The 21758-nt window shown below is 50.3% G+C and carries 20 protein-coding genes and 1 riboswitch; all 20 genes read right to left on the bottom strand.

Annotated features, from left to right (window positions below):
* The 20 genes from pcrA to B0X71_RS04425 all read right to left on the bottom strand — a co-directional run bounded on the left by pcrA (nt 1) and on the right by B0X71_RS04425 (nt 21750).
* Entirely contained in the window at nt 1-2220 is a 2220-nt protein-coding gene (gene pcrA / locus B0X71_RS04520) for a DNA helicase PcrA (RefSeq protein WP_077588329.1), read from the bottom strand.
* A 31-nt stretch (nt 2221-2251) separates the two neighbouring features.
* On the bottom strand, nt 2252-2953 hold the full coding sequence (gene pcrB, locus B0X71_RS04515) for a heptaprenylglyceryl phosphate synthase (RefSeq protein ID WP_077588328.1): 702 nt from the start codon (nt 2951-2953) through the stop codon (nt 2252-2254).
* Nucleotides 2954-3654: 701 nt separating this feature from the next.
* Nucleotides 3655-3975 carry a YerC/YecD family TrpR-related protein gene (locus tag B0X71_RS04510; RefSeq protein WP_077588327.1) on the bottom strand — a complete coding sequence of 107 codons (321 nt, stop codon included), beginning with the start codon at nt 3973-3975 and terminating at the stop codon, nt 3655-3657.
* Nucleotides 3976-4008: 33 nt separating this feature from the next.
* Nucleotides 4009-5739 carry an adenine deaminase C-terminal domain-containing protein gene (locus B0X71_RS04505; RefSeq protein WP_077588326.1) on the bottom strand — a complete coding sequence of 577 codons (1731 nt, stop codon included), beginning with the start codon at nt 5737-5739 and terminating at the stop codon, nt 4009-4011.
* A 202-nt stretch (nt 5740-5941) separates the two neighbouring features.
* Nucleotides 5942-6526 (bottom strand): N-acetyltransferase, encoded by a 585-nt coding sequence (locus B0X71_RS04500; protein ID WP_077590895.1) that lies wholly within the window; start codon nt 6524-6526, stop codon nt 5942-5944.
* A 197-nt stretch (nt 6527-6723) separates the two neighbouring features.
* Entirely contained in the window at nt 6724-7971 is a 1248-nt protein-coding gene (gene purD / locus B0X71_RS04495) for a phosphoribosylamine--glycine ligase (protein ID WP_077588325.1), read from the bottom strand.
* 17 nt (nt 7972-7988) lie between these two features.
* A complete protein-coding gene (gene purH / locus B0X71_RS04490) occupies nt 7989-9527 on the bottom strand; it encodes a bifunctional phosphoribosylaminoimidazolecarboxamide formyltransferase/IMP cyclohydrolase (protein ID WP_077588324.1) in 1539 nt (512 codons plus the stop codon).
* A gap of 25 nt (nt 9528-9552) precedes the next feature.
* Complete coding sequence (gene purN, locus B0X71_RS04485; RefSeq protein WP_077588323.1) at nt 9553-10128, bottom strand: phosphoribosylglycinamide formyltransferase; 576 nt, start codon at nt 10126-10128, stop codon at nt 9553-9555.
* Nucleotides 10112-11179, bottom strand: coding sequence for a phosphoribosylformylglycinamidine cyclo-ligase (gene purM / locus B0X71_RS04480; RefSeq protein ID WP_077588322.1), 1068 nt, complete (start codon nt 11177-11179; stop codon nt 10112-10114). Before purM ends, purN begins: the two co-directional genes overlap by 17 nt.
* Nucleotides 11163-12614 carry an amidophosphoribosyltransferase gene (gene purF / locus B0X71_RS04475; RefSeq protein ID WP_077588321.1) on the bottom strand — a complete coding sequence of 484 codons (1452 nt, stop codon included), beginning with the start codon at nt 12612-12614 and terminating at the stop codon, nt 11163-11165. The genes purM and purF overlap by 17 nt, the downstream gene beginning before the upstream one ends.
* Nucleotides 12590-14815, bottom strand: coding sequence for a phosphoribosylformylglycinamidine synthase subunit PurL (gene purL, locus B0X71_RS04470; protein ID WP_077588320.1), 2226 nt, complete (start codon nt 14813-14815; stop codon nt 12590-12592). Before purL ends, purF begins: the two co-directional genes overlap by 25 nt.
* Nucleotides 14799-15482 carry a phosphoribosylformylglycinamidine synthase subunit PurQ gene (gene purQ / locus B0X71_RS04465; protein ID WP_077588319.1) on the bottom strand — a complete coding sequence of 228 codons (684 nt, stop codon included), beginning with the start codon at nt 15480-15482 and terminating at the stop codon, nt 14799-14801. The genes purL and purQ overlap by 17 nt, the downstream gene beginning before the upstream one ends.
* Nucleotides 15479-15733: a phosphoribosylformylglycinamidine synthase subunit PurS gene (purS, locus tag B0X71_RS04460; protein ID WP_077588318.1), complete on the bottom strand. Its 255-nt coding sequence runs from the start codon at nt 15731-15733 to the stop codon at nt 15479-15481. Before purS ends, purQ begins: the two co-directional genes overlap by 4 nt.
* Complete coding sequence (purC, locus tag B0X71_RS04455; RefSeq protein ID WP_077588317.1) at nt 15730-16446, bottom strand: phosphoribosylaminoimidazolesuccinocarboxamide synthase; 717 nt, start codon at nt 16444-16446, stop codon at nt 15730-15732. The genes purS and purC overlap by 4 nt, the downstream gene beginning before the upstream one ends.
* Nucleotides 16447-16449: 3 nt before the next feature.
* On the bottom strand, nt 16450-17757 hold the full coding sequence (gene purB / locus B0X71_RS04450; protein WP_077588316.1) for an adenylosuccinate lyase: 1308 nt from the start codon (nt 17755-17757) through the stop codon (nt 16450-16452).
* Nucleotides 17758-17774: 17 nt separating this feature from the next.
* Entirely contained in the window at nt 17775-18899 is a 1125-nt protein-coding gene (purK, locus tag B0X71_RS04445; protein WP_077588315.1) for a 5-(carboxyamino)imidazole ribonucleotide synthase, read from the bottom strand.
* The gene (gene purE, locus B0X71_RS04440) at nt 18896-19384 is read right to left on the bottom strand and encodes a 5-(carboxyamino)imidazole ribonucleotide mutase (protein ID WP_077588314.1); all 489 of its coding nucleotides are present in this window, start codon (nt 19382-19384) and stop codon (nt 18896-18898) included. Before purE ends, purK begins: the two co-directional genes overlap by 4 nt.
* 148 nt (nt 19385-19532) lie before the next feature.
* A riboswitch (purine riboswitch) is annotated at nt 19533-19632 on the bottom strand.
* A gap of 80 nt (nt 19633-19712) precedes the next feature.
* Nucleotides 19713-19904, bottom strand: a complete 192-nt coding sequence (locus B0X71_RS04435; RefSeq protein WP_077588313.1) for an NETI motif-containing protein — start codon at nt 19902-19904, stop codon at nt 19713-19715.
* Nucleotides 19901-20422: a DUF2179 domain-containing protein gene (locus B0X71_RS04430; RefSeq protein WP_077590894.1), complete on the bottom strand. Its 522-nt coding sequence runs from the start codon at nt 20420-20422 to the stop codon at nt 19901-19903. The genes B0X71_RS04435 and B0X71_RS04430 overlap by 4 nt, the downstream gene beginning before the upstream one ends.
* Nucleotides 20423-20670: 248 nt before the next feature.
* A complete protein-coding gene (locus tag B0X71_RS04425; protein ID WP_077588312.1) occupies nt 20671-21750 on the bottom strand; it encodes a toxic anion resistance protein in 1080 nt (359 codons plus the stop codon).
* Between the last annotated feature and the right edge of the window lie 8 nt (nt 21751-21758).

Raw genomic sequence — 21758 nt, 5'->3', positions numbered from 1 at the left:
TCAGACTTTTTCAATCGGTGCAAATTTCGCAAGAAGCCGTTTGACACCGGTCGGGCTTGGGAATGCGATATCCAGTTCCATTTGATCGCCTTCACCTCGTACGCTGACGACCGTGCCGGTGCCCCATTTTTTATGCTGTGCTTTGTTTCCTGGCTGCCAGTTCAGTTTCTCACTGCCGGAACCCGCAGAAACCGGTTTGCGGACCGGTGCCCGCTTCTGCGTTGCCGGCCGGCCTGCTACTTTGAATGCCGGCCGCTGAATTCCTGCCGGTTCCATAAGCTCTTCCGATATTTCGTTCAGGAAGCGGGACGGCATGTTATAGCTGCTTCGCCCGAACAGCGTGCGGGAGGCGGCGTGCGTCAAATAGAGCCTCTGCTCGGCGCGCGTAATCCCGACATAGCATAAGCGCCGTTCTTCTTCCATTTCCTCTTCATCGTGAATGGAGCGGGAGTGCGGGAAGACATTTTCTTCGAGTCCAATGATGAACACGACTGGAAACTCCAGTCCTTTTGCTGCATGCATGGTCATGAGGACGATTTGGCCTTCCGACTCATCTGCGCCGTCATTGCCGAGTGAATCGATATCGGCAACGAGTGCGAGGTCGGTCAGGAAGGCAATGAGTGATTTATCGTCGTTCTGTTCTTCAAATGCGCGGGTCACAGACAGGAATTCATCGATATTTTCAAGGCGGCTTTCCGCTTCGATCGTCTTATCCGCCTGCAGCATCTGCCGGTAGCCGGATTTCACCAGCACTTCTTCCACCAATTCTGTTACGGATAAGTACTCCTGCATTTGCGTGAATCCCTGAATCATATCACGGAATTCCGCTGCTGACGCGGCAGTTTTCGGTGTCAGCCCCATGAAATCGACTTCATTGAGCGCATCCAAGATCGTCAGGTCCTGATCGATTGAAAACCGGACGATTTTCTCGAAACTTGTGCCGCCGATCCCCCGCTTCGGTTCATTGATGACCCGAGCCAGCGAAAGATCATCGTCGTTATTAGCGATGAGACGCAAATAAGCGAGCAGGTCCTTGATCTCTTTGCGATCATAGAATTTCGTGCCGCCGACGATGGTATAGCTCATATTCGATTTAACAAGCATTTCCTCCATCATCCGGGATTGAGCATTTGTCCGGTACAGAATCGCAAAATCAGCCGGTTTGTAGCCATCTTCACGCATCAGGTTCTGGATATTCTCAACGATGAACTGCGCTTCCTCGCGCTCGTTCCCGGCTTTGAATAAAGTGATGGACTGGCCGTCCGCATTATCTGTCCGAAGTTCTTTCGGGTAGCGGCTCGTATTGTTCTTGATCACTTCATTGGCTGCCTGCAGAATCGTTTTTGTCGACCGGTAATTCTGCTCAAGCATGATCGCTTTTGCATTCGGGTAATCCTTTTCGAACGACAGGATATTTTGGATATCCGCGCCGCGCCAGCGATAGATCGACTGGTCCGAATCACCCACCACGCAAATGTTCTTGAATTTGCTCGCAAGCATCTTCACGAGCCGGTATTGGGCGTTATTCGTATCCTGGTATTCGTCGACATGAATATACTGGAATTTGTTCTGATAGAAATCGAGCACTTCCGGTACTTGTTCGAAAAGATTAAGTGTCGTCATGATCAGATCATCGAAATCGAGCGACTGGTTTTTCAGCAGCCGTTTTTCATAGGATGTGTACACATCAGAAATCGCTTTTTCGTATGGATTCAGCGCATTCAAGTTTTCCTTGAATTGCCGGGCACTGATGCATTCATTTTTTGCTGACGAGATAGCATTCAGCATTGTCCGCGGATCGAATTTCTTCGGATCCATGTTCAGTTCTTTCAGGACGTTTTTAATCACCGTCAGCTGATCGGATCCGTCGAGAATCGAGAAGTTTTTCGAAATCCCCACCCGGTCGATATCCCGGCGCAGAATGCGCACACACATCGAGTGGAAGGTGGATACCCACATCCGCTGTCCGCTGCCATGACCCAATAAGCCATCAATCCGCTCCCGCATTTCACGGGCGGCTTTATTTGTAAATGTGATTGCCAGAATATGAGACGGATAAACGTCTTTTTCAAGCACAAGATATGCAATGCGGTGCGTAAGCACACGTGTTTTGCCTGATCCTGCACCTGCCATGATCAGAAGCGGCCCTTCCGTATACTGCACCGCTTCTGCCTGCTGCGGGTTCATGCCGTTCAGCAAGTTCTTCGCCAATTGGTTCATAATTTGCCTCCTCGAACGCTTGTTCTCTTCATCATACCTGTTTCGCTTTCGTTTCGGCAACTGCTTTAACAGTTTTTAGAGCCAGTTTCAAATTGTCATAGATGACATTCCCAACAACCACTGTATCTGCAACGGCTGCCATTTCACGGGCTTTTTCCGGCGAATCGATCCCGCCGCCATAGAACAGCCGGGCATCATCCAGCACCTGCTGAACACGCCGGACAAGATCTGCATCCCCATATGTACCGCTGTACTCCATATAAAAAACCGGCAGACGGAACAATTTATCTGCCAGACGAGCATATGCCAGCACGCCTTCCGCAGACAATTCCGCATCAGCGCCCGTCAGCGCCGCTGCTTTGCAGTCCGGGTTCAAGATGCAATAGCCTTCCGGAACCACTTCGTCCCAGTCCATCAATTCACCGAATTCTTTTATCGCTTCATGATGAAGCCCTTTAATCCATTTCGGATCATCGCTGTTCAGTACAGTCGGTATAAAATAAAAATCAAAGCCGGGCGTCACCGCCTCGATCACTGATACTTCCAGTGCAACCGGAACCGTATAGCGCCGAATGCGCGCCAATAAATCCAGCACTCCGTCCAGCGTGACATCGTCACTTCCGCCGACGATGATTGCGTCTGTCCCTGATTCACACACCTGCTCCAGATGGTCGTCTGAAATCGGTTTAGCAGGATCCAGCTTGAATATGTGTTGCCATGTATGGAAATCCAATGAACTTCACCTATCTTTACAATCAGATTTTCATCATTCCATTATACAACGGTTCAACTGTAAAACCTACCTCGGGGACGAAAAACATCGTTTCTTGCCTCATAAGAATTATTTAATATTTTATAAAGTGAAGAAATTTATTTACTGCTGAAGCTCTGAAGTGAACAAATCTGACTTCATACACCTCCGTATACTAAACTATATAGGTTGAACAAAAGAATCTTCAGCGAATTCGCATTGGTCGCTCGGGGAAGAGCAAAGAAGATTGCTTCTCGGCGCTATGCGCTTTGGCGCAGTTAAAACCGATGCTCCTGTGCATGCTCGTCGCAAATGAGCGGGTCAAAACCTCTTGCCCCACTCATTCGCTGACCCTGTCAGAATCACCACTTTCTGCTCTTACCTCAACAAATCACCTCTGTTACTGTCATCGCTAAACAAGGAATATTGAAACAGGGAAGCGCAATTCATGATTGACTGGCATAAGCGGTCTATCCTACTTAATTTAAAAGACACCATGTAAGGCAGTCATTTTCTCCGTGCTTTGTGAGCAGCAACCTTGCGAGACGCCTGCGGAAGACCGAGCGGGCGTTGCGTGAACAAAAGACCTAACCGGAAATGTAAAAATCGTAAGTTCAATCTATATAATTAATCCGATTTCAGCAAAAATCAGTAAAAAAAGACTGAAAGAGGAATCCCTCCATTCAGTCTTCTGTAAGCGGCGATGCCGTGCCGTCCTGATACAGCCGGCTGAGCATTTCATCGTATCCATCATTGCCGTAGTTCAGGCATCGCCGGACCCGCGAAATGGTAGCCGTGCTTGCACCTGTATGATCTTTGATCGCTTCATATGTTTTTTTCATGCGAAGCATGTGGGCCACTTCCAGCCGCTGAGCCATGGCTTGGATTTCCGAAATGGTGCACAAATCATCAAAAAACCGGTAACACTCCTCCAGGTCTTTCAATTCCAGCACCGCCCGGAACAGCTGGTCTGTCTGCGAGCCCCGTATTTTATCTATCTGCAAACGTCATCTCCCCTTTGCTGTCTAACAGTTCCATTATCGCATAAATGACGGAAACAGCACTTGTTTATTCATCACGTCGTAAATTCCCCGCTGTGTCACCCGAAGATAGGGCAGGTGGGTAGACTGCAGGAATAACAGCGTGTAAATGGCATCGCCATGTCTAAAGCCCCGTTCCTTTAATGCCGCCTTCAGGACTGCTTCCTGCTCCATTAATTTTTCCATCGGTTCAGCAGATAAACTTCCGCCAATCGGAAGCGGTATACTTGCCACTGTCCGGCCATTCTCTGTCAGTGCAATCCCCCCGCCCATCCGTTTTACTTCTTCAAAAGCGTTCCGCATTTCCCGGGTACTTTTACCGATCAGAATGATGTCACCGGTGTTGGAATAAGATGAAGCAAAGCCTTCCACCTGATTGGCAAAACCTTTGATCAGCGTATTCACACGCCACTTTCCGTATTTGTCCAGCAGGATCAGGTAGCATTCATCGTGCTCTTTTGATAATTCACCGTCTCTTGGGTCGTATGAGACGGAATAAGGTTTCATAATAACATCATTGACCATTTCCATTCCAAACGGCATTGAAAATTGGAAGTCTTCTTCGTTCAGTTCAAAGTCCGGATTGAACTTCGGCATATCCGACCAATCAATTTCTCCCAGCGTCTGCACTTTTCGGCCATTCCTTTTCAGCCAGACACCCTTGGATAATACAGCAGAAGGAACAGGGTTCTGTTCATCATCAAGGACATTCAGATCCGCATAGCGCCCGGTTGCAATCAATCCGTGCTGGTCCGTTATTCCGTAATGCTTCGCCACATTATAAGATGCCATTAAATACGCGTCAATCGGCGGCACACCTTCTTCCAATGCAATTCGGATGCAGAGATCCATGACGCCATCGGAGTGGAATCCTGGCGTGGATCCGTCTGTTGTCATCAGCAGGTGGTCGTAGGCTTCGATTCCGCGTTCCTGAATTCCCTGCAGAAGCTTCCGCAGATCCGGCCGGATGGAAGACTGGCGCAATGTGACCGTATACCCGTGCAATAGACGCATTTCCACTTCTTCCGCCGTCATGGCCTCGTGATCACCATCCGCTCCGAGAAGTTTCATGCGCACAAGCGTTTTTTCGGATGCGCCCGGAAAATGCCCTTCAATTTTCTGCCCGTTCTGTTTGGCAAGCTGGATCCAATACAGCATCTGGTCATCTCCCGCCAGAAGGCGCGGCCATGCTGTCAGCTCGCCGCCTGTCAGCACATCCGGCCGATCGATCCATTCTCCGACAGTTTTTGTCGTGAACCGGTTGCCGTTATCCGCCAGTTCAGTCTGCGCATCAAACCGGCTCCACCAGTAGAATGAGAACGGCAGCTCATGCAACTGATCCACAATTGTAAACGCTTTCTCATTTTCCAATGCTAAAAAGAGTGTCATATTGTCGGCAATGAACGTCGTCGTTCCGCCCTGCGCAGCATAGTCTGCGAAACTTTGCGGGTTATATAGCTGGAATGGATGAACATGCGGTTCGATATATCCTGGCACGACCCGTTTTCCTGTCAGATCGATTGTTTCTGTTTTCTCATGCACCGGGGGCAATTCCTTGCCGGCATACACGATCCGATCCTGTTTGATCCAGATGTTGCCGGTCATCCACTTTTTGAAAATGCTATGTAAATACGTTGCATTTTTCAATACGATGTCAGGGGGTGCTTCATCGGAAATGACTTTCAACTGATCCCTTAACTCTTTGATTTTCCAACCTTGTGTGTTCATGTAACCGCCCCTCATCTGCAAATTCCTTGTTTTCTATATTAGCATAATGAAGGATGAAAACCTAGCTTTGCACGAAAATTCAGATTAGATATGACAAATTTGTGAATTAATTCACAAAGCATTCCACTGCTATAGGCGGCGTGACTGAAATGGTTATCAAAAAACCCCTTAAACGGAATACCGTTTAAGGGGTTCAGACGCATCAGACCGGCTTTGCCACCGCTTCTAAAATATTGTCTTTTTCTTCTTCTTCAAAGGTGAGCACTTTTGCCACCGGATCATAGCATTCACCGTAGAACTGCTCATCTTTATATGTGTGAATGTTTTCATACATGTTCTTCATGCCTTCGAAAATCTCTTCTTCACTTTCTCCGTTCGGCGCCCAATACAGGATTTCCATGACATTTTCTTCACCTGTCGCAAGTGACCGGCGGGAATAGCCAATGGAACTTGCATGCTGGAATCCTTCGCGTGCGTAGAAGCGAAGCCGTTTTTCTGAATCGGAGTCATCGTAATCGACCGGTTCCACTTCCAGGATGATCGGCTTGTTTTTGTCCTTCAGCATTTGAAGCGTCTTTTTGCCGATACCCATGCCGCGGGATTCCGCCGAAACGAACAAATAATCCACAAATGAGAAATTCGGGAATTCCGCATACATCAGCACGTGATACGGCCCTTCATCTTTGTGATATACGTCACTGCGTTCTTTCAGCAGCGTCTCCATATGCTCTTTTGATTTCATTTCCTGTACTGGGAAGTACTGATTGAGTTTTTCATACCAATTCAAGTGATTCATGTGTCGTGCTCCTTTCGTTTTTAGGTGCCCGGCATTTTTGTCAGGAGTGATTATGAGGTTAAAACGTGAGGTAAAAGTGGGCAATTGAAAACCTCGTGTTGCTTTTTGCCTGTTTTTGGGGATCAGGCAAACAAAAACAGCATGTTTCCCTTGAAATCATGCTGTCTCTTATTATATCATATTAGGCTTTATTTTGCACGCCAGCCGATATCCGACCGGTAGAAAAACCCAGGCCAATCCTGTTTACCCAATGCTTGGTACACGTTGGCAGCAGCCTCCTGAATATTTCCGCCGGCAGAAGCCACCAGCAGCACACGGCCGCCATTCCCGATAAACTGGTTATCCTGTTTTTTTGTGCCTGCATGGTAGACGGCAACATCCTTCATTTCCTGCAGGTCCGGCAACTGATGGCCTTTTTGCGGGGAATCCGGATATCCGTCTGCCGCGATGACAACTCCAAGTATCGCTTCCTCTTTCCAATCAGGTTCAAATGGCTCACCGGCAAGCAGCCGATCGATAAACAAGCCGAAATCGGATTTCAGAAGCGGCAGGACGACTTGTGTTTCGGGATCACCGAAGCGCGCATTGAACTCGATCACTTTTGGCCCGTCCGCTGTAAGAATCAAACCGGCATATAAAATGCCGGTAAACGGGATTCCTTCTTGTGCCATGGCATTGACAGCCGGGCGGACAACCTTTTCTAAAGTCTCATCCCGGATTGCAGAAGGGATTTGCGGTACCGGGCAATAAGCGCCCATGCCGCCTGTATTCGGGCCTCTGTCCCCGTCGTATGCCCGTTTATGGTCCTGTGACAGCGGCATCGGAAAAATGTGACCGTCATGGACGAATGACATGAAGGAAAATTCTTCTCCATCAAGAAATTCTTCAATGACGATTGAGGAACCGGATGCACCGAATTTCTGATCCTCGAGCATTTCTTTTACTGCAACCACGGCTTCTTTCACCGTCTCTGCCACAATGACGCCTTTGCCGGCTGCCAGGCCATCCGCTTTCACGACAATTGGGGCTCCCTGCTTCTTGATGTAAGAAATCGCTTCAGTGGCATCTGTGAATACCGCGTGAGCTGCCGTCGGAATAGCATGGCGCTGCATCAATTCTTTCGCGAACGTCTTGCTGCTTTCAATGCGGACGGCTGCCTGCGAGGGACCAAAGACAGCAAGTCCCTGTTCATTGAAAAAATCAGCGATACCGGCTGTCAGCGGCTGTTCAGGACCGATGAACGTCAACTTTATATCGTGTTCACGGACAAACCGGGCAAGTGCCGGGAAATCTGTTTCGCTGATATTCGCCCGTTCCGCTTCCATCATTCCGTCATTACCGGGTGCCGCATATACCTTTTCCACAGATGGCGAGGCAGCGAACTGGCGGACGATGGCATGCTCACGGCCGCCCCGGCCGATTACGAGTACGTTCATGGAAGTCGCCCCCTGTTTTAATGTTTGAAATGCCGGATTCCGGTAAACACCATGGCAATCCCGTGTGCATTTGCCATATCAATAGAATCCTGATCCTTTTTGGAACCGCCGGGCTGAATGATTGCTGTGATGCCGTAGCGTGCGGCCAATTCAACCGTATCGTTCATCGGGAAGAATGCATCCGATGCCATCGCAGCGCCTTTCGCCTGCTCGCCCGCCTGTTCAAGCGCGATCTTCGCGGCGCCGACCCGGTTCATCTGCCCGGCTCCTACGCCAAGTGTCGCATCTTTTGATGCTACAACAATCGCATTCGATTTCACATGCTTCACTGCTGCCCAGCCAAGTTTCAATGCAGCCAGTTCATCTTCTGTCGGCTTCCGGTCGGTCGCCACTTCGATTGTCGCGTCCTCGTAGCCTTTCGCATCCGCATCCTGCAGCAGTAAACCACCTTCAACAGATACGCTGTTCCACCGGTCCTGCCGCTTTTGTTCAAACGGAATCGTCAACAGCCGGACATTCTTTTTCTCGGTCAGCTTATCCAACGCTTCTTGTTCGAAGGATGGCGCGATGATAATTTCGAGGAATAGTTTGGATAATTCGTCCGCCGCTTCCCGGTCCACCGGGCGGTTAAGCGCAATGATGCCACCGAAAATAGATGTCGGGTCAGCAGCGTATGCTTTCCTGAAAGCATCTGCTGCGCCTGTGCCCACGCCGATACCACATGGGTTCATGTGCTTTACGGCGACTGCTGCTGCTTCTTTGAATTCCTTGATGATCTGCAATGCCGCATTTGCATCTTGAATATTATTATAAGAAAGCTCCTTGCCGTGCAGTTGACGCGAATTGGCGAGCGAAAAATCAGAACCGAGCGGACTTTTGTAAAAAGCCGCGTTCTGATGCGGATTCTCCCCGTAGCGCAACGGCTGCTGCAATTCGTATGTAAATGTCAGCTGTTCCGGGAATGTCTCTTCCGCCTGTTCGGTCAGATACCCTGCAATCAATGCATCATAAGCTGCAGTATGGCGGAATACTTTCGCCGCGAGCCGTCGGCGGGTTTTAAATGCCGTCTCACCCTGCGTTTTCAATTCTTCTATGACAACGTCATAATCTGCTGCATCCGTGATCACCGTTACGGATTCATGATTCTTTGCAGAAGCCCGGAGCATCGCAGGGCCACCGATGTCGATATTTTCAATCGCATCCTGATACGCTACATCCGCTTTTGAAACCGTCTCCCTGAACGGATACAGATTGACACATACCACACTGATGGGGTGGATCCCGTGTTCCGTCATCTGTTGCACGTGATTCGGATCCGCCGGTCTGCCAAGCAAGCCCCCGTGGATCATCGGATGGAGTGTTTTTACCCGTCCGTCCAATATTTCCGGGAATCCTGTCACATCGCCGACCGGTGTGATGGCGACGCCGTTGTCTTCCAGAAACCGTTTCGTCCCGCCAGTGGAAAGAATTTCATAACCGAGTGCTTCAAGTTCCTGCGCGAATGTCAGGATGCCTGTCTTATCTGATACGCTGAGTAACGCCCGTTTGTTCTGCATAGTTCCTCCCAAATCAAAGCCGGCATCACTGCCGGCTGAATAGTTTTTGTAACGTTGCCGGATACAGCTCGTGTTCGATCCGGTGAACCGCTTCCTCGACCGTCTGCCGATCGCGGTTGTCCAGTCGGAATGTGCGTTGAGCAATGATGGGGCCTGTATCCATGCCGGCATCAACAAAATGCACGGTTACACCCGCTTCTTCACGGCCTGCCGCTAACGTCTGACCGATCGCATCTTTTCCTGGAAACTCCGGCAGAAGCGACGGATGGATATTCACAATGCGATTCGGATAGGCCTCCAGCAACACCGGACCGATCAATCGCATGTAGCCGGCCAGCACGAGCCATTCCGCTCCCTGACTGTGCAGCTCGATTAAGATTGCCCGTTCGTAATCCGCTTTTGAAATGAAATCCTGCGGGCGCAAGGCAAGAGCTTCGACTCCTGCGGCAGCTGCTCTTCTGAGTACATAGGCATCCGGCTTATCCGTCACGACGAGCACAAGCTCCGCCGCGAGTTTCCCGTTCCGGATTGCATCATGGATGGCTTGGAAATTCGAACCGCTTCCGGACGCAAACACAGCGATTTTATTCGTCGTCATCATTCAGGCTCCCGTCATGCTGCCCGTTGAAGCGGATCCCATCACGGTCTGTGACTTTTCCGATTCTGTACACCTGTTCGCCGGATGCTTTTACCGCTTCCATGAGCTTCTCGGCTTTGGCCGGTGCAGCAGCAATGATAAAGCCGATACCGGTATTGAATACCGAATAAAGGTCGCGGTCCGTCAAGTTCCCTTTATCCTGCAGCAAGTTGAAAATAGCCGGCAGCGGCCAGCTGCCGAGTTCAATTTCCGCTCCAAGTCCGTCCGGCATCATCCGCGGAATGTTTTCATAAAACCCGCCGCCGGTGATATGCGCCATGCCGTTTACGCCGCCTTCCGGCAACATAGCTTGGACCGCCTTGGCATAAATTTTCGTAGGTGTTAGAAGCTGCTCACCGATCGGACCAAGTTGCTCGTAGCCAGTTGCCGGTTCATGGATGTCGAGTTTATGGTCCTCAAAAAGAATTTTCCGCACGAGGGAATAACCGTTTGAATGGATGCCGCTTGAAGCGAGTCCGATGAGCACGTCGCCGGCCTGAATAGCTTCACCTGTGACAATGTTCTTCTTTTCCGCAGCGCCGACGGCAAATCCAGCGATATCGTATTCGTCGACTTCATACAAACCCGGCATCTCAGCCGTTTCCCCGCCGATCAATGCCGCCCCCGCTTCTTTACAACCATCCGCGACACCTTTTACGATCGCTTCAATCTTTGCCGGTTCCGTCTGACCGGTTGCAATATAGTCGAGGAAAAACAGCGGTTCCGCACCTTGCGCGACGATATCGTTCACGCACATTGCCACGCAGTCTATCCCAATCGTATCATGTTTGTCTGTCAGGAAGGCAAGCTTGAGTTTTGTTCCGACACCGTCTGTTCCGGATACCAATACCGGTTCTTTCAGATTCAGCTGTGATAAGTCAAACATGCCGCCAAATCCGCCAAAGGCGCCCATGACGCCAAGGCGGGCTGTCCGTTCCACATGCGCCTTCATCCGGCTGACCGCTTCGTAGCCTGCTTCAATGTTCACGCCTGCCTGTTCATATGCCTTTGCCACTCGACGTTCCTCCCAGCTGCACTAATTCTTTTTCATGCGGCAGCACAGTGTCCGGATAGATGTCTGTCGGATAATCACCTGTAAAACACGCCAGGCAATGTCCGCAGTCCGCTCCCGCATCCGTACGGCCGATGTTTTCAACCATTCCTTCAACGGACAGGAACGTCAGTGAATCCGCTCCAATCAGTTCACGCATTTCCTCAACAGAATGATTGGATGCGATTAGTTCTCCTGAAGTCGATGTATCGATGCCATAAAAACACGGATTCTTGATCGGCGGTGAGGAAATCACAACGTGCACTTCCGTCGCCCCCGCTTCTTTCAGCATGGCGACAATACGGCGGGAAGTGGTGCCGCGGACAATCGAATCATCGACCATGACGACCCGTTTGCCTGCGACGACTTGCCGTACCGGTGACAGTTTCATTTTCACGCCCTGTTCCCGGAGGTCCTGAGACGGCTGGATGAATGTCCGGCCGACATAGCGGTTTTTAATCAAACCGAGTTCGTACGGGATACCGCTTTCTTCACTGAATCCTATCGCCGCGGAAATGCTTGAATCTGGCACACCGGTGACCACATCCGCTTCAATATTCACTTCGCGTGCCAGCTGTTTGCCGAGCCGCTTACGGGCACTATGCACATTGATGCCATCGATGTCTGAATCCGGACGGGAAAAGTAAACATATTCCATTGTGCAGATCGCCCGTTTGGACGGATAGGAAAAGCGGTCAAGCCGCAGCCCTTCATCAGAAATCGTCAGAAATTCACCGGGCTCCACGGAGCGGATAAATTCCGCTCCGATAATATCAAATGCACACGTTTCCGATGCCACAACCCAAGCGTCGCCCAGACGGCCGATCGACAGCGGACGCAAGCCGTGCGGATCCAGCGCGACCATCATTTTGTCTTCCGTTAAGAGTACAAAAGCATAAGCTCCTTTTAAAAGTGACAATGCGCTTTTCACGGATTCTTCAATCGTTTCATAGCCGCTCCGCTTCATCAGATGCGCCAGCACTTCCGTATCAGAAGTCGTTTGAAAAATGCTTCCCTGGCGTTCCAGATGGGCTTTCAGCTGATTGGCATTGACCAAATTGCCATTATGCGTAATCGCCAGACTGCCGGTGGATGAATTGAACAGCAGCGGCTGAACATTCTGTATCCCGCCGCCGCCGGCTGTCGCATAACGCACATGTCCGATTGCTGCATGGCCTTTCATCTCAGCAAGCTTTTCGAGTGTGAACACTTCGTTTACAAGCCCTTCGCCTTTCTGTGCTTTCAGGGTTTCGCCATCTGTTCCGACAATACCGGCACCTTCCTGCCCCCGGTGCTGCAAGGCATGAAGTCCGTAATACGCAATCTGTGATGCCTGTTCGTGTCCCCAAATACCGAATACGCCGCATTCTTCATTTAAGCTTCTGATTTCAGCAAGCATGGAATAGCTCCTTTCCAGACGGCGCGCAAGTCATCAGCCGGCCGGTCGATTAAAACCGATCCATCTTCGCTTCTAATGATCACATTGCCTTCTGTAACCGTTCCGATTTGTCGTGCATCCGTGACGGTCTCTTCGAACGCTGCTGCATGTTCCGGTGCAACTGTAACAATGAACCGGGACTGAGTTTCGCTGAATAAAGCTGTAACAGGTGAACCTGCAAGGATGACATCAAGTCCGAGTCCATTCATGAATGTTTTCTCAGCGAGTGCAACCGCTGTGCCGCCTTCCGCCACATCATGGGCAGAAGCGACAAGTCCCTGGCGAATTGCAGCAAGCAGCTCCCGCTGACGCTTCGCTTCCACATGCAGATCGATCGCCGGCGCTTTGCCGAACATCTGACCGGCCGTCAGCTTTTGCAGTTCGCTGCCGCCGAATTCCGTTACTGTTTCACCAATCATATAGACGAAATCTCCGGCTTGTTTTACATATTGAGTTGTTACATGAGATAAATCTTCCACGAGACCAACCAGACCGATCGTCGGGGTCGGATAAACAGCCGTACCATTCGTTTCATTGTAAAGTGATACATTGCCGCCAATCACTGGTGCATTGAGCAGGATGCACGCTTCAGACATTCCATCCGCCGCTTTTTCAAGCTGCCAGAAAATCTCCGGTTTTTCCGGATTGCCGAAATTCAGGCAGTCCGTAATCGCAAGCGGCTCCGCGCCTGAACAAACGACGTTCCGCGCGGCTTCAGCTACAGCAATTTTCCCGCCGGTCTCCGGATCCAGATAGATATAGCGGGAGTTGCAATCCGTTGTCATCGCAAGCCCTTTATTCGTCCCGCGCACGCGGATTACCGCCGCATCGGACCCCGGTGTCACGACTGTGCTGGTCCGCACCTGGTAATCATATTGGTCGTATACCCATTCTTTCGATGCGATTGTCGGCTGGGACAGAAGCGACAGCAGCGTCTCTTCCAGATCCGTCACTTCCGGTTCTGCATTTTCAATCGCCTGGAACTCATTGAAGTAAGCTGGCACCCGGGATGGTTTATGGTAAACCGGTGCATCTTCCGCCAATGCATCCACCGGCACTTCCGCAACCGTCTCCCCTTTATGAACCAGGCGAAGCGTTTGGTCGTCCGTTACCCGTCCGACCGTCACTGCATCCAACCCATATTTATCGAACAATGCGGTCACTTCATCTTCCCGGCCTTGCTGCACGACAACAAGCATGCGTTCCTGTGATTCCGACAGCATCATTTCATACGCGGTCATGCCCCGTTCGCGCTGCGGGATGAGATCTAAATTCATTTCAATACCGGAACCTGCTTTTGAAGCCATTTCTGCACTCGAAGACGTCAGCCCCGCTGCGCCCATATCCTGAATGCCGATCAGTGCATCGGACTTCACGAGTTCCAGACATGCTTCCATGAGCAATTTTTCCATGAACGGATCGCCGACTTGCACAGCAGGACGTCTTTCTTCCGAAGCTTCCGACAGTTCTTCGGATGCGAACGTGGCGCCGTGGATGCCGTCGCGGCCCGTTTTTGCGCCGACATACATCACCGGGTTACCAGTTCCTTTCGCCACGCCTTTTTGGATATCTTGATGGTCGATCAATCCGACACACATGGCGTTCACAAGCGGGTTGCCATCATACGACGCATCGAACTGCACTTCGCCGCCGACTGTCGGAATGCCGATGCAATTGCCATAGCCGGCGATTCCGGCTACAACTTCTTCAAATAAATGCTTTACGCGGGGGGTCGTCAATTCACCGAAACGCAAGGAATTCAGGAGCGCCACAGGCCGCGCTCCCATCGAGAATACATCGCGGATGATCCCGCCGACACCTGTTGCCGCTCCTTGGTACGGTTCAATCGCTGATGGATGATTATGGGATTCCATTTTGAAGACAACCGCTTGCCCGTCATCGATATCAACAATGCCGGCTCCTTCCCCAGGCCCTTGCAAGACGCGTTCACCTGTTGTCGGGAATTTGAAGAGGACAGGTTTCGAGTTTTTATAGGAACAGTGTTCAGACCACATGACAGAGAACAAGCCGGTTTCCGTGTAATTGGGCGTACGGCCGAGAATCATTTCAACTTTGGCGAATTCTTCATCGGTCAGACCCATCTGCCGGTACAGCTTTTGTTCTTTGATTTCTGTGATGTTCGGTTCAAGCATGAGTGACATGTGCTTCCCTCCACTGTTTGACGATTGATTTGAACAAAGCCAGCCCATCGGTTCCGCCGATCAGTTCATGGACGGCCCGTTCCGGATGCGGCATCATGCCGAGGACATTGCCGCGCGCATTCGTGATGCCGGCAATCCCTTCACGGCTGCCGTTGCAGTCTTCGTTATACGTAAACACAATCTGATTGTTTGCTTTCAGCTGCGCGAGCGTCTCGTCATCGCAATAATAATTGCCTTCACCATGCGCAACCGGGATGCGGACCGTCTCGCCCTGTTCATATTCTCCCGTGAACATCGTATCCGCGTTTTCAACGGTCAGTTCGACTGTCCGGCACATGAACTTCAGGTTTTTATTGCGCAGCAACGCGCCTGGCAGCAGGCCTGCTTCGGTGAGAATCTGAAACCCGTTGCAGATGCCGAGAACGGGTTTACCGGCATCCGCCGCTTTTTTCACTTCTTCCATGACAGCAGAGAATCGGGAGATCGCTCCGCAGCGCAAATAATCGCCGTATGAAAAGCCGCCCGGCAGCAGTACGCCATCAAAACCGGAAAGATCCGGTGAATCATGCCAGACATACTCCACTTCTTCACCGAGTTCATCTTTCACTGCATGGTACAGATCCAAATCGCAATTAGAGCCTGGAAACACGATCACCGCAAACTTCATTGGGCGACCGCCTCTTCCACTTCATAGCGGTAATCTTCAATCACAGTATTCGTCAGGAGTTTCCGGCACATTTCCTGCACAAGTGTATCCACATTGCGACCATCCGGTTTGATCATCAATTCCATGTATTTCCCGATGCGCACGTCCACCACTTCCCCGTAACCGAGTTTATGAAGAGACCCTTGGACAGCAGCTCCTTGGGGATCGAGTACACTCTCACGCAAGGTCACATAAATTTTCACTTTTTTCATGTCAATTGTCCTCCCAGACGAGTCAGAATATCCGTGTACACGGTTGTAAGATCACCAAGATCGCGGCGGAACACATCTTTATCGAGTTTTGCGTTTGTTTCCATATCCCATAAGCGGCACGTATCGGGCGAAATTTCATCAGCCAGCAGGATGTTCCCTGCTTCATCGCGACCAAATTCCACTTTAAAGTCCACCAGCTTCACGCCGATTTCCTTGAAAAAGCCGGTCAGCACATCATTAATCTTTAATGCATTGTGCCGCAATGTCTCCACTTCGTCAGCGGTCGCAAGGTCCAGCAACCGGATATGGTCTTCCGTGATCAGTGGGTCTCCGAGTGCATCATCTTTCAAGTAAAATTCCGCAATCGCTTCACTGAATACCCGGCCTTCTTCGATACCGAGCCGTTTCGCCAGACTGCCGGCTGACAGATTGCGCACGACCACTTCGATCGGGACGATTTCCACTTGTTTTACGAGTTGTTCCTGATCGGACAGCTGCCGGATAAAATGAGACGGCACGCCCGCTTGCGCAAGTTTTTCAAACAAGAGAGAGGTGATCCTGTTATTCAATGTCCCTTTGCCGGCGATTTCCGCTTTCTTCTCACCGTTGAATGCCGTGGCGGAATCCTTGTAGGTGACCCACAGCACGTTCGCTTCATCGGTTGCATACAGGCGCTTCGCTTTCCCTTCATATAACAGCTGGCCTTTTTCCACTCGTTATTCCCCCGATCCGTTTAATCCGAGTCGCTTGAAAATCATGTCGACATGCTGAAGATGGTAATTATAGTCAAAGCAATCATCGAGTTCTTCTTTTGATAAGCGGGACGTAATCGTTTCGTTCGTTTCCACGATATCCCGGAATGGCAATTGGCGTTCCCACGCTTCCATTGCACATGGCTGCACCGCATCATACGCTTCTTCGCGCGCGAGTCCTTTATCGACCAGTGCAAGCAGGACGCGCTGTGAATAAATCAGGCCGAGCGTCGAATCCATATTGCGTTTCATGTTTTCCGGGAATACCGTCAAGTTCTTCACGATATTGCTAAAGCGGTTCAGCATATAATTGAGCGCGATCGTCGCATCCGGCAAAATCACGCGTTCCGCTGATGAATGCGAAATGTCCCGTTCATGCCAGAGAGAGACGTTTTCGTAGGCTGTAACCATGTACCCGCGGATGAGGCGCGCCATACCGGTCATATTTTCCGAGCCGATCGGATTGCGTTTATGCGGCATCGCAGATGATCCTTTTTGACCTTTTGTAAAGAACTCTTCCACTTCGCGCGTTTCCGACTTCTGTAAGCCGCGTACTTCTGTCGCAAACTTCTCAACCGATGTCGCGATCAGGGCGAGCGTGCTCATGTACTGGGCATGGCGGTCACGCTGCAGTGTCTGGGTGGAAATCGGCGAAGCGGCCAATCCAAGCTGCTCGCATACGTACTGTTCCACAAACGGATCAATATTCGCATACGTGCCGACCGCTCCTGACATTTTGCCGGTCTCGATAACCGCTGCGGCCGCTTCGAACCGTTCCAGGTTGCGCTTCATCTCTTCATGCCAAAGTGCAAGCTTCAGACCGAACGTCGTCGGTTCCGCATGCACGCCGTGCGTCCGTCCCATCATGACCGTATACTTATGCTCTTGCGCTTTCGCAGCAAGCACTTCAATGAATTTCGTCAGGTCGTTGCGCAGGATATTGTTCGCCTGCTTGATGAGATAAGACAACGCCGTATCGACCACATCCGTTGATGTCAGGCCGTAATGTACCCATTTCCGTTCATCGCCGAGCGTTTCCGAGACCGCACGGGTGAATGCGACGACATCATGGCGCGTCTCCTGTTCGATTTCAAGGATGCGGTCAATGGAAAACGATGCGTTCTCCCGGATCTTTTTCACATCTTCTTTTGGAATGTCGCCGAGTTCCGCCCATGCCTCGCACGCCAGAATCTCCACTTCAAGCCATGCATCATAGCGGTTTTCATCTGTCCAGATCGCGCCCATTTCAGGCCGTGTATAACGTTCAATCATCAGTCAAGTGCCTCCAGTTACTCCGGCCAGATGCCGGTCTCTTTTATTTCATTCAATGTTTCATCTAATTGCGCTGTGAGGATGGTTACATGTCCCATTTTACGCTTTTGTTTTGCTTCTGCCTTGCCGTAAAGATGAATCGACCAATCCGGACGATGGATCCCTTTTGATGTGAGCGGTGCGATATGTTCCCCGAGCACGTTCACCATGACAGCCGGCGACCATAATTCCGGTTCTTTCAGCGGCCAGCCGCAGATGGCGCGGATGTGCTGATGGAATTGCGATACACTGCACGCTTCGATGGAATAATGGCCGGAGTTATGGGGACGCGGTGCGAGCTCATTGACGACGATGCTGCCGTCTGGCAACACGAACATCTCAACCGCAAGCGTTCCGATAAGGTCCAAGTGAGCTGCAATTTGTTCCGCCGCCATTTTGGCCATCGCTATTGTCGCTTCCTGCACTCGGGCCGGTACAATCGATTCGTGCAGGATGTGATTCTTGTGCACATTTTCCGCGATGGGCAGGATGGCTGTCTCTCCGGCCGTACTCCGCTGAATGATCACGGAAATTTCTTTTTTAAATGGCACAAACGCTTCAGCCACACACGGGCCATTAGTAAACAGCGGTTCCGCCAACGCCAGCTCCTGTTCCGAGTCGATTTTCTGCTGCCCTTTTCCGTCGTAGCCGCCGGTTGCGGTTTTTACGATGAACGGATAAGGAAGTTCCGAATACTTTGCCAGCAAGTCTCCATAAGAGTCTGCTTCTATATAATGAGCTACCGGCACGCCAGCTTCGCGAATTCTCTGTTTTTCAAGAATCCGGTTCTGGGTAACCCGGATCAGCTCAGCTCCCTGCGGTACATAAGCAATTTCACACAGCGCTTCCAGCCCATCCGCATCAATATTTTCAAATTCATACGTAATAACGTCGCTGACTTCCGCCAATTCCTGCAATGCCGCTGAATCGTCATAGGGAGCCGCAATCCGCACATCCGCCACTTGACCGGCCGGCGAATCGATGGTCGGATCAAGCACCGCAATCCGAAATCCGGCTTCTTTTGCCGCAAGGGCCATCATTCGACCAAGCTGTCCGCCGCCGATAATGCCAATCGTCTGGCCGGGAAGAATCGTTTTCGTCATATCAGATCACCTGAACTTTCGAGTACTTCATCGTGAATTCGCTGTCTTCGGTTTTCCAGCGCCAATGCCACATTTCCATCTGTTATCGATAAAATTTGTGCCGCCAAGAGACCGGCATTCACAGCGCCTGCTTTCCCGATTGCGACGGTTGCAACCGGAACGCCACCGGGCATCTGTACAATCGACAGAAGCGAATCCAGCCCGTTCAGCGCCTTCGATTGCACGGGCACACCGATCACCGGAAGTGTCGTCTTCGCGGCCACCATACCAGGCAGATGGGCTGCCCCTCCCGCTCCGGCAATGATTACGCTGAGACCTTTCCCTCTGGCCTGTTCTGCGTACGTAAACATCAGATCAGGCGTACGGTGTGCAGAAACGACTTGCTTTTCGTAAACCACACCAAGCTCATCAAGTGCATCACATGCATGTTTCATTGCTTCCCAGTCACTTGCGCTTCCCATAATTACACCAACACGCGCTTTCATCCACCGAGTCCTCCTTCAGCAAATAAAAAATGTCCTCAGCTAAACTGCTCACGGATGCGTGAAAAGCAGTTTACCTGAGGACATCTAAAAAATAAAAGAAACCGATGACGGAACCTAGCATCTCCTCATCGCCTCTTTCGTTTAAAGTCCAAAAGTTGCTTTCCCGCATAGTCCGGTCATTACGGTGTCCGGGTAGAGACGCAGGAGCCAATCCTCCTGCATATATGTCGGGTTTCCTTCATCATCATATCAACTTCCATTAAACACGTCAATGAAAACCGAATGATGAAGTGAGGACATGCCATATCGTTCGTCTTTTTACTGATATTTACTTTTCGTCTGTCCGGATGCCTTTGAATTTGATCAGCTGCCGGACCGGCACCGGCTGTCCGTTCCGTTCTTCGAAAATCGGTTCTTCTTTCCGGCCGGCAGGCATATACCCTTCGCTTTTCATTCGTTCCAGGCAAGCCTCGACTGTTTCATCTTCCTGCACTTCAAACCAAACTGTTTTTTTAGTCATCCCGCCAGCTTCCCTTTCTTAATGGTTTTTACCCAGAAGCCGCCATGGATGGTTTTCGGTTCAGAAGCATAAATGAACGCTTTCGGATCCAGTTCTTTGATTGTCTGGTATAGCTTTGACTCGTATTTTCTCGGCGTCAAAATCTGCATCGCCTGCCGGTTGCCGTCCAGGCCGCTCGCAACCCAATCTGTAACACCGTAACCTTTTTCCCGCAATTTTCTTGGCAGTGAATTTTCTTCGTCGAGTGAAATCACATTCACCATACTATAGCCGAGGGCCAGTTTTTCCTCAATTTTCGAACCGACGACTACACCGGAACCGAAACCAAGCGCATAAGCGACCAAGTTCTGGATTTCCCCCAGATTATCAAGCACCAGACCCAGCGCGATTACATTTATCGTTGTTTCCACCATACTGACGAGGGCTGCAATGTAGCGATAACCCTTCAATGTGAGAATCATCCGGATCGTTGCGATGGTTACGAAAACGACATTAATAGTAAAGATGATCAAAACCATCGTAATTGGATCGAAATTCAAAACGTTCACTCCTCTTTCTTTATTGCACAATAAAGTTCATCTTAGTAAAACCGGTTTAAGAAAGCAAGAACCCAAACTGCTTATTTATGAAAACGAAAGAAATAATGTCCATTGTGCGAACGGGACTTTTGCAGCAATAAAAACCCGTTTCACTTGCCTGCTCTCAGGGTAAGTGAAACGGGTTTTGGCTTCTACAGAAAGAATATTCTTTGCCGGGGTAAATGCAGTTACTTCCGCTGCATGTTTTCGTATTTCTGCTGCAGCTGCTCCAGACGCTGACGTCCTTCTTCCCGCATCTTCGTGTTTTCTTCTTCGATGGCCCGGGTTTCGGTCATGCCCTGCATGATGGTATCCCATGTCTGTTCTATCGTTTCGATTTTTATGCTTGGCTGGCCGGCGGAACGGGCGATTTCCACACTTTGCCGGGAAATATCATTGGCATTGCGGATCAGCATTTCATTTGTCCGTTTATCCAATTCATTCATCGACTGAGCGACAAGGCTCTGCCGCTTGGCCGCAATTGCATTAATGAGACCGGTTTTGAAAATCGGAATCGTCGTGACGAAGGCTGAATTGATTTTGCCGATCAGCTTCGTGTTCCCGCGCTGCAGCATCCGGATTTGCGGTGCCGCCTGATAAGATACTTGCTTCGCCATCTCAAGATCATAAATGCGCTGATCGAGCACTTCGATTGCGTTTTGCAGCGTTGTCAGCTCCATCAAGGCCATCTGATTGCCGGATTGCGCCTTTTCTTCTACTTTTGGTAGATTCTCGCGCATTTGATTTAGCTTGAGTTCGCCTGCTGTAATGTACTTTTCCAACTCCATGAAGTAATTGAAATTCTGGTCATACAATTCTTCCAGCGTGTTCGTCGACTTTTTCATTTCCGCTTCATACTTTGTAATTTCCGCGTAGACCTTGTCGATTTCTCCACCCATTGTCTGGTATTTATTAAACAGCTTTTCAATCAGCTTCTCGCTTTTTTTGAACAATTTGTTCATGAGAGATGGTTTTTCGACAAAGTCTTTTTTATCGAATTTATCCATGATTTTACCGAGTTGCTTGAGCAATTCGCTCGATTCTTCCATACTGCTCGATTGGATTGTGTTCAGCACCTGTCCGGTGAATGCTGAAATCTCATTCGCCGGCTCCCGCCCGAACTCCAGCAGCGACACTTGATTTTTCGGATCAATTTTCGCAACAAGCTGCAGCACTTCCGGGTCGCGTTTCAGCTGAACTTTCAATTCGTTGTCATCTTTTTCAAGCAGCTCTTCTTTTTGTGCCAGTTCCAGATTTTGAGTTTCCATTTGAATAC

Origin of the sequence: Planococcus lenghuensis, assembly GCF_001999905.1 — a bacterium.
GTDB classification, from domain to species: Bacteria; Bacillota; Bacilli; order Bacillales_A; family Planococcaceae; genus Indiicoccus; species Indiicoccus lenghuensis.
Note: the sequence above shows the minus strand (reverse complement) of the source record. Positions and strands in the feature narration are given on the sequence as shown.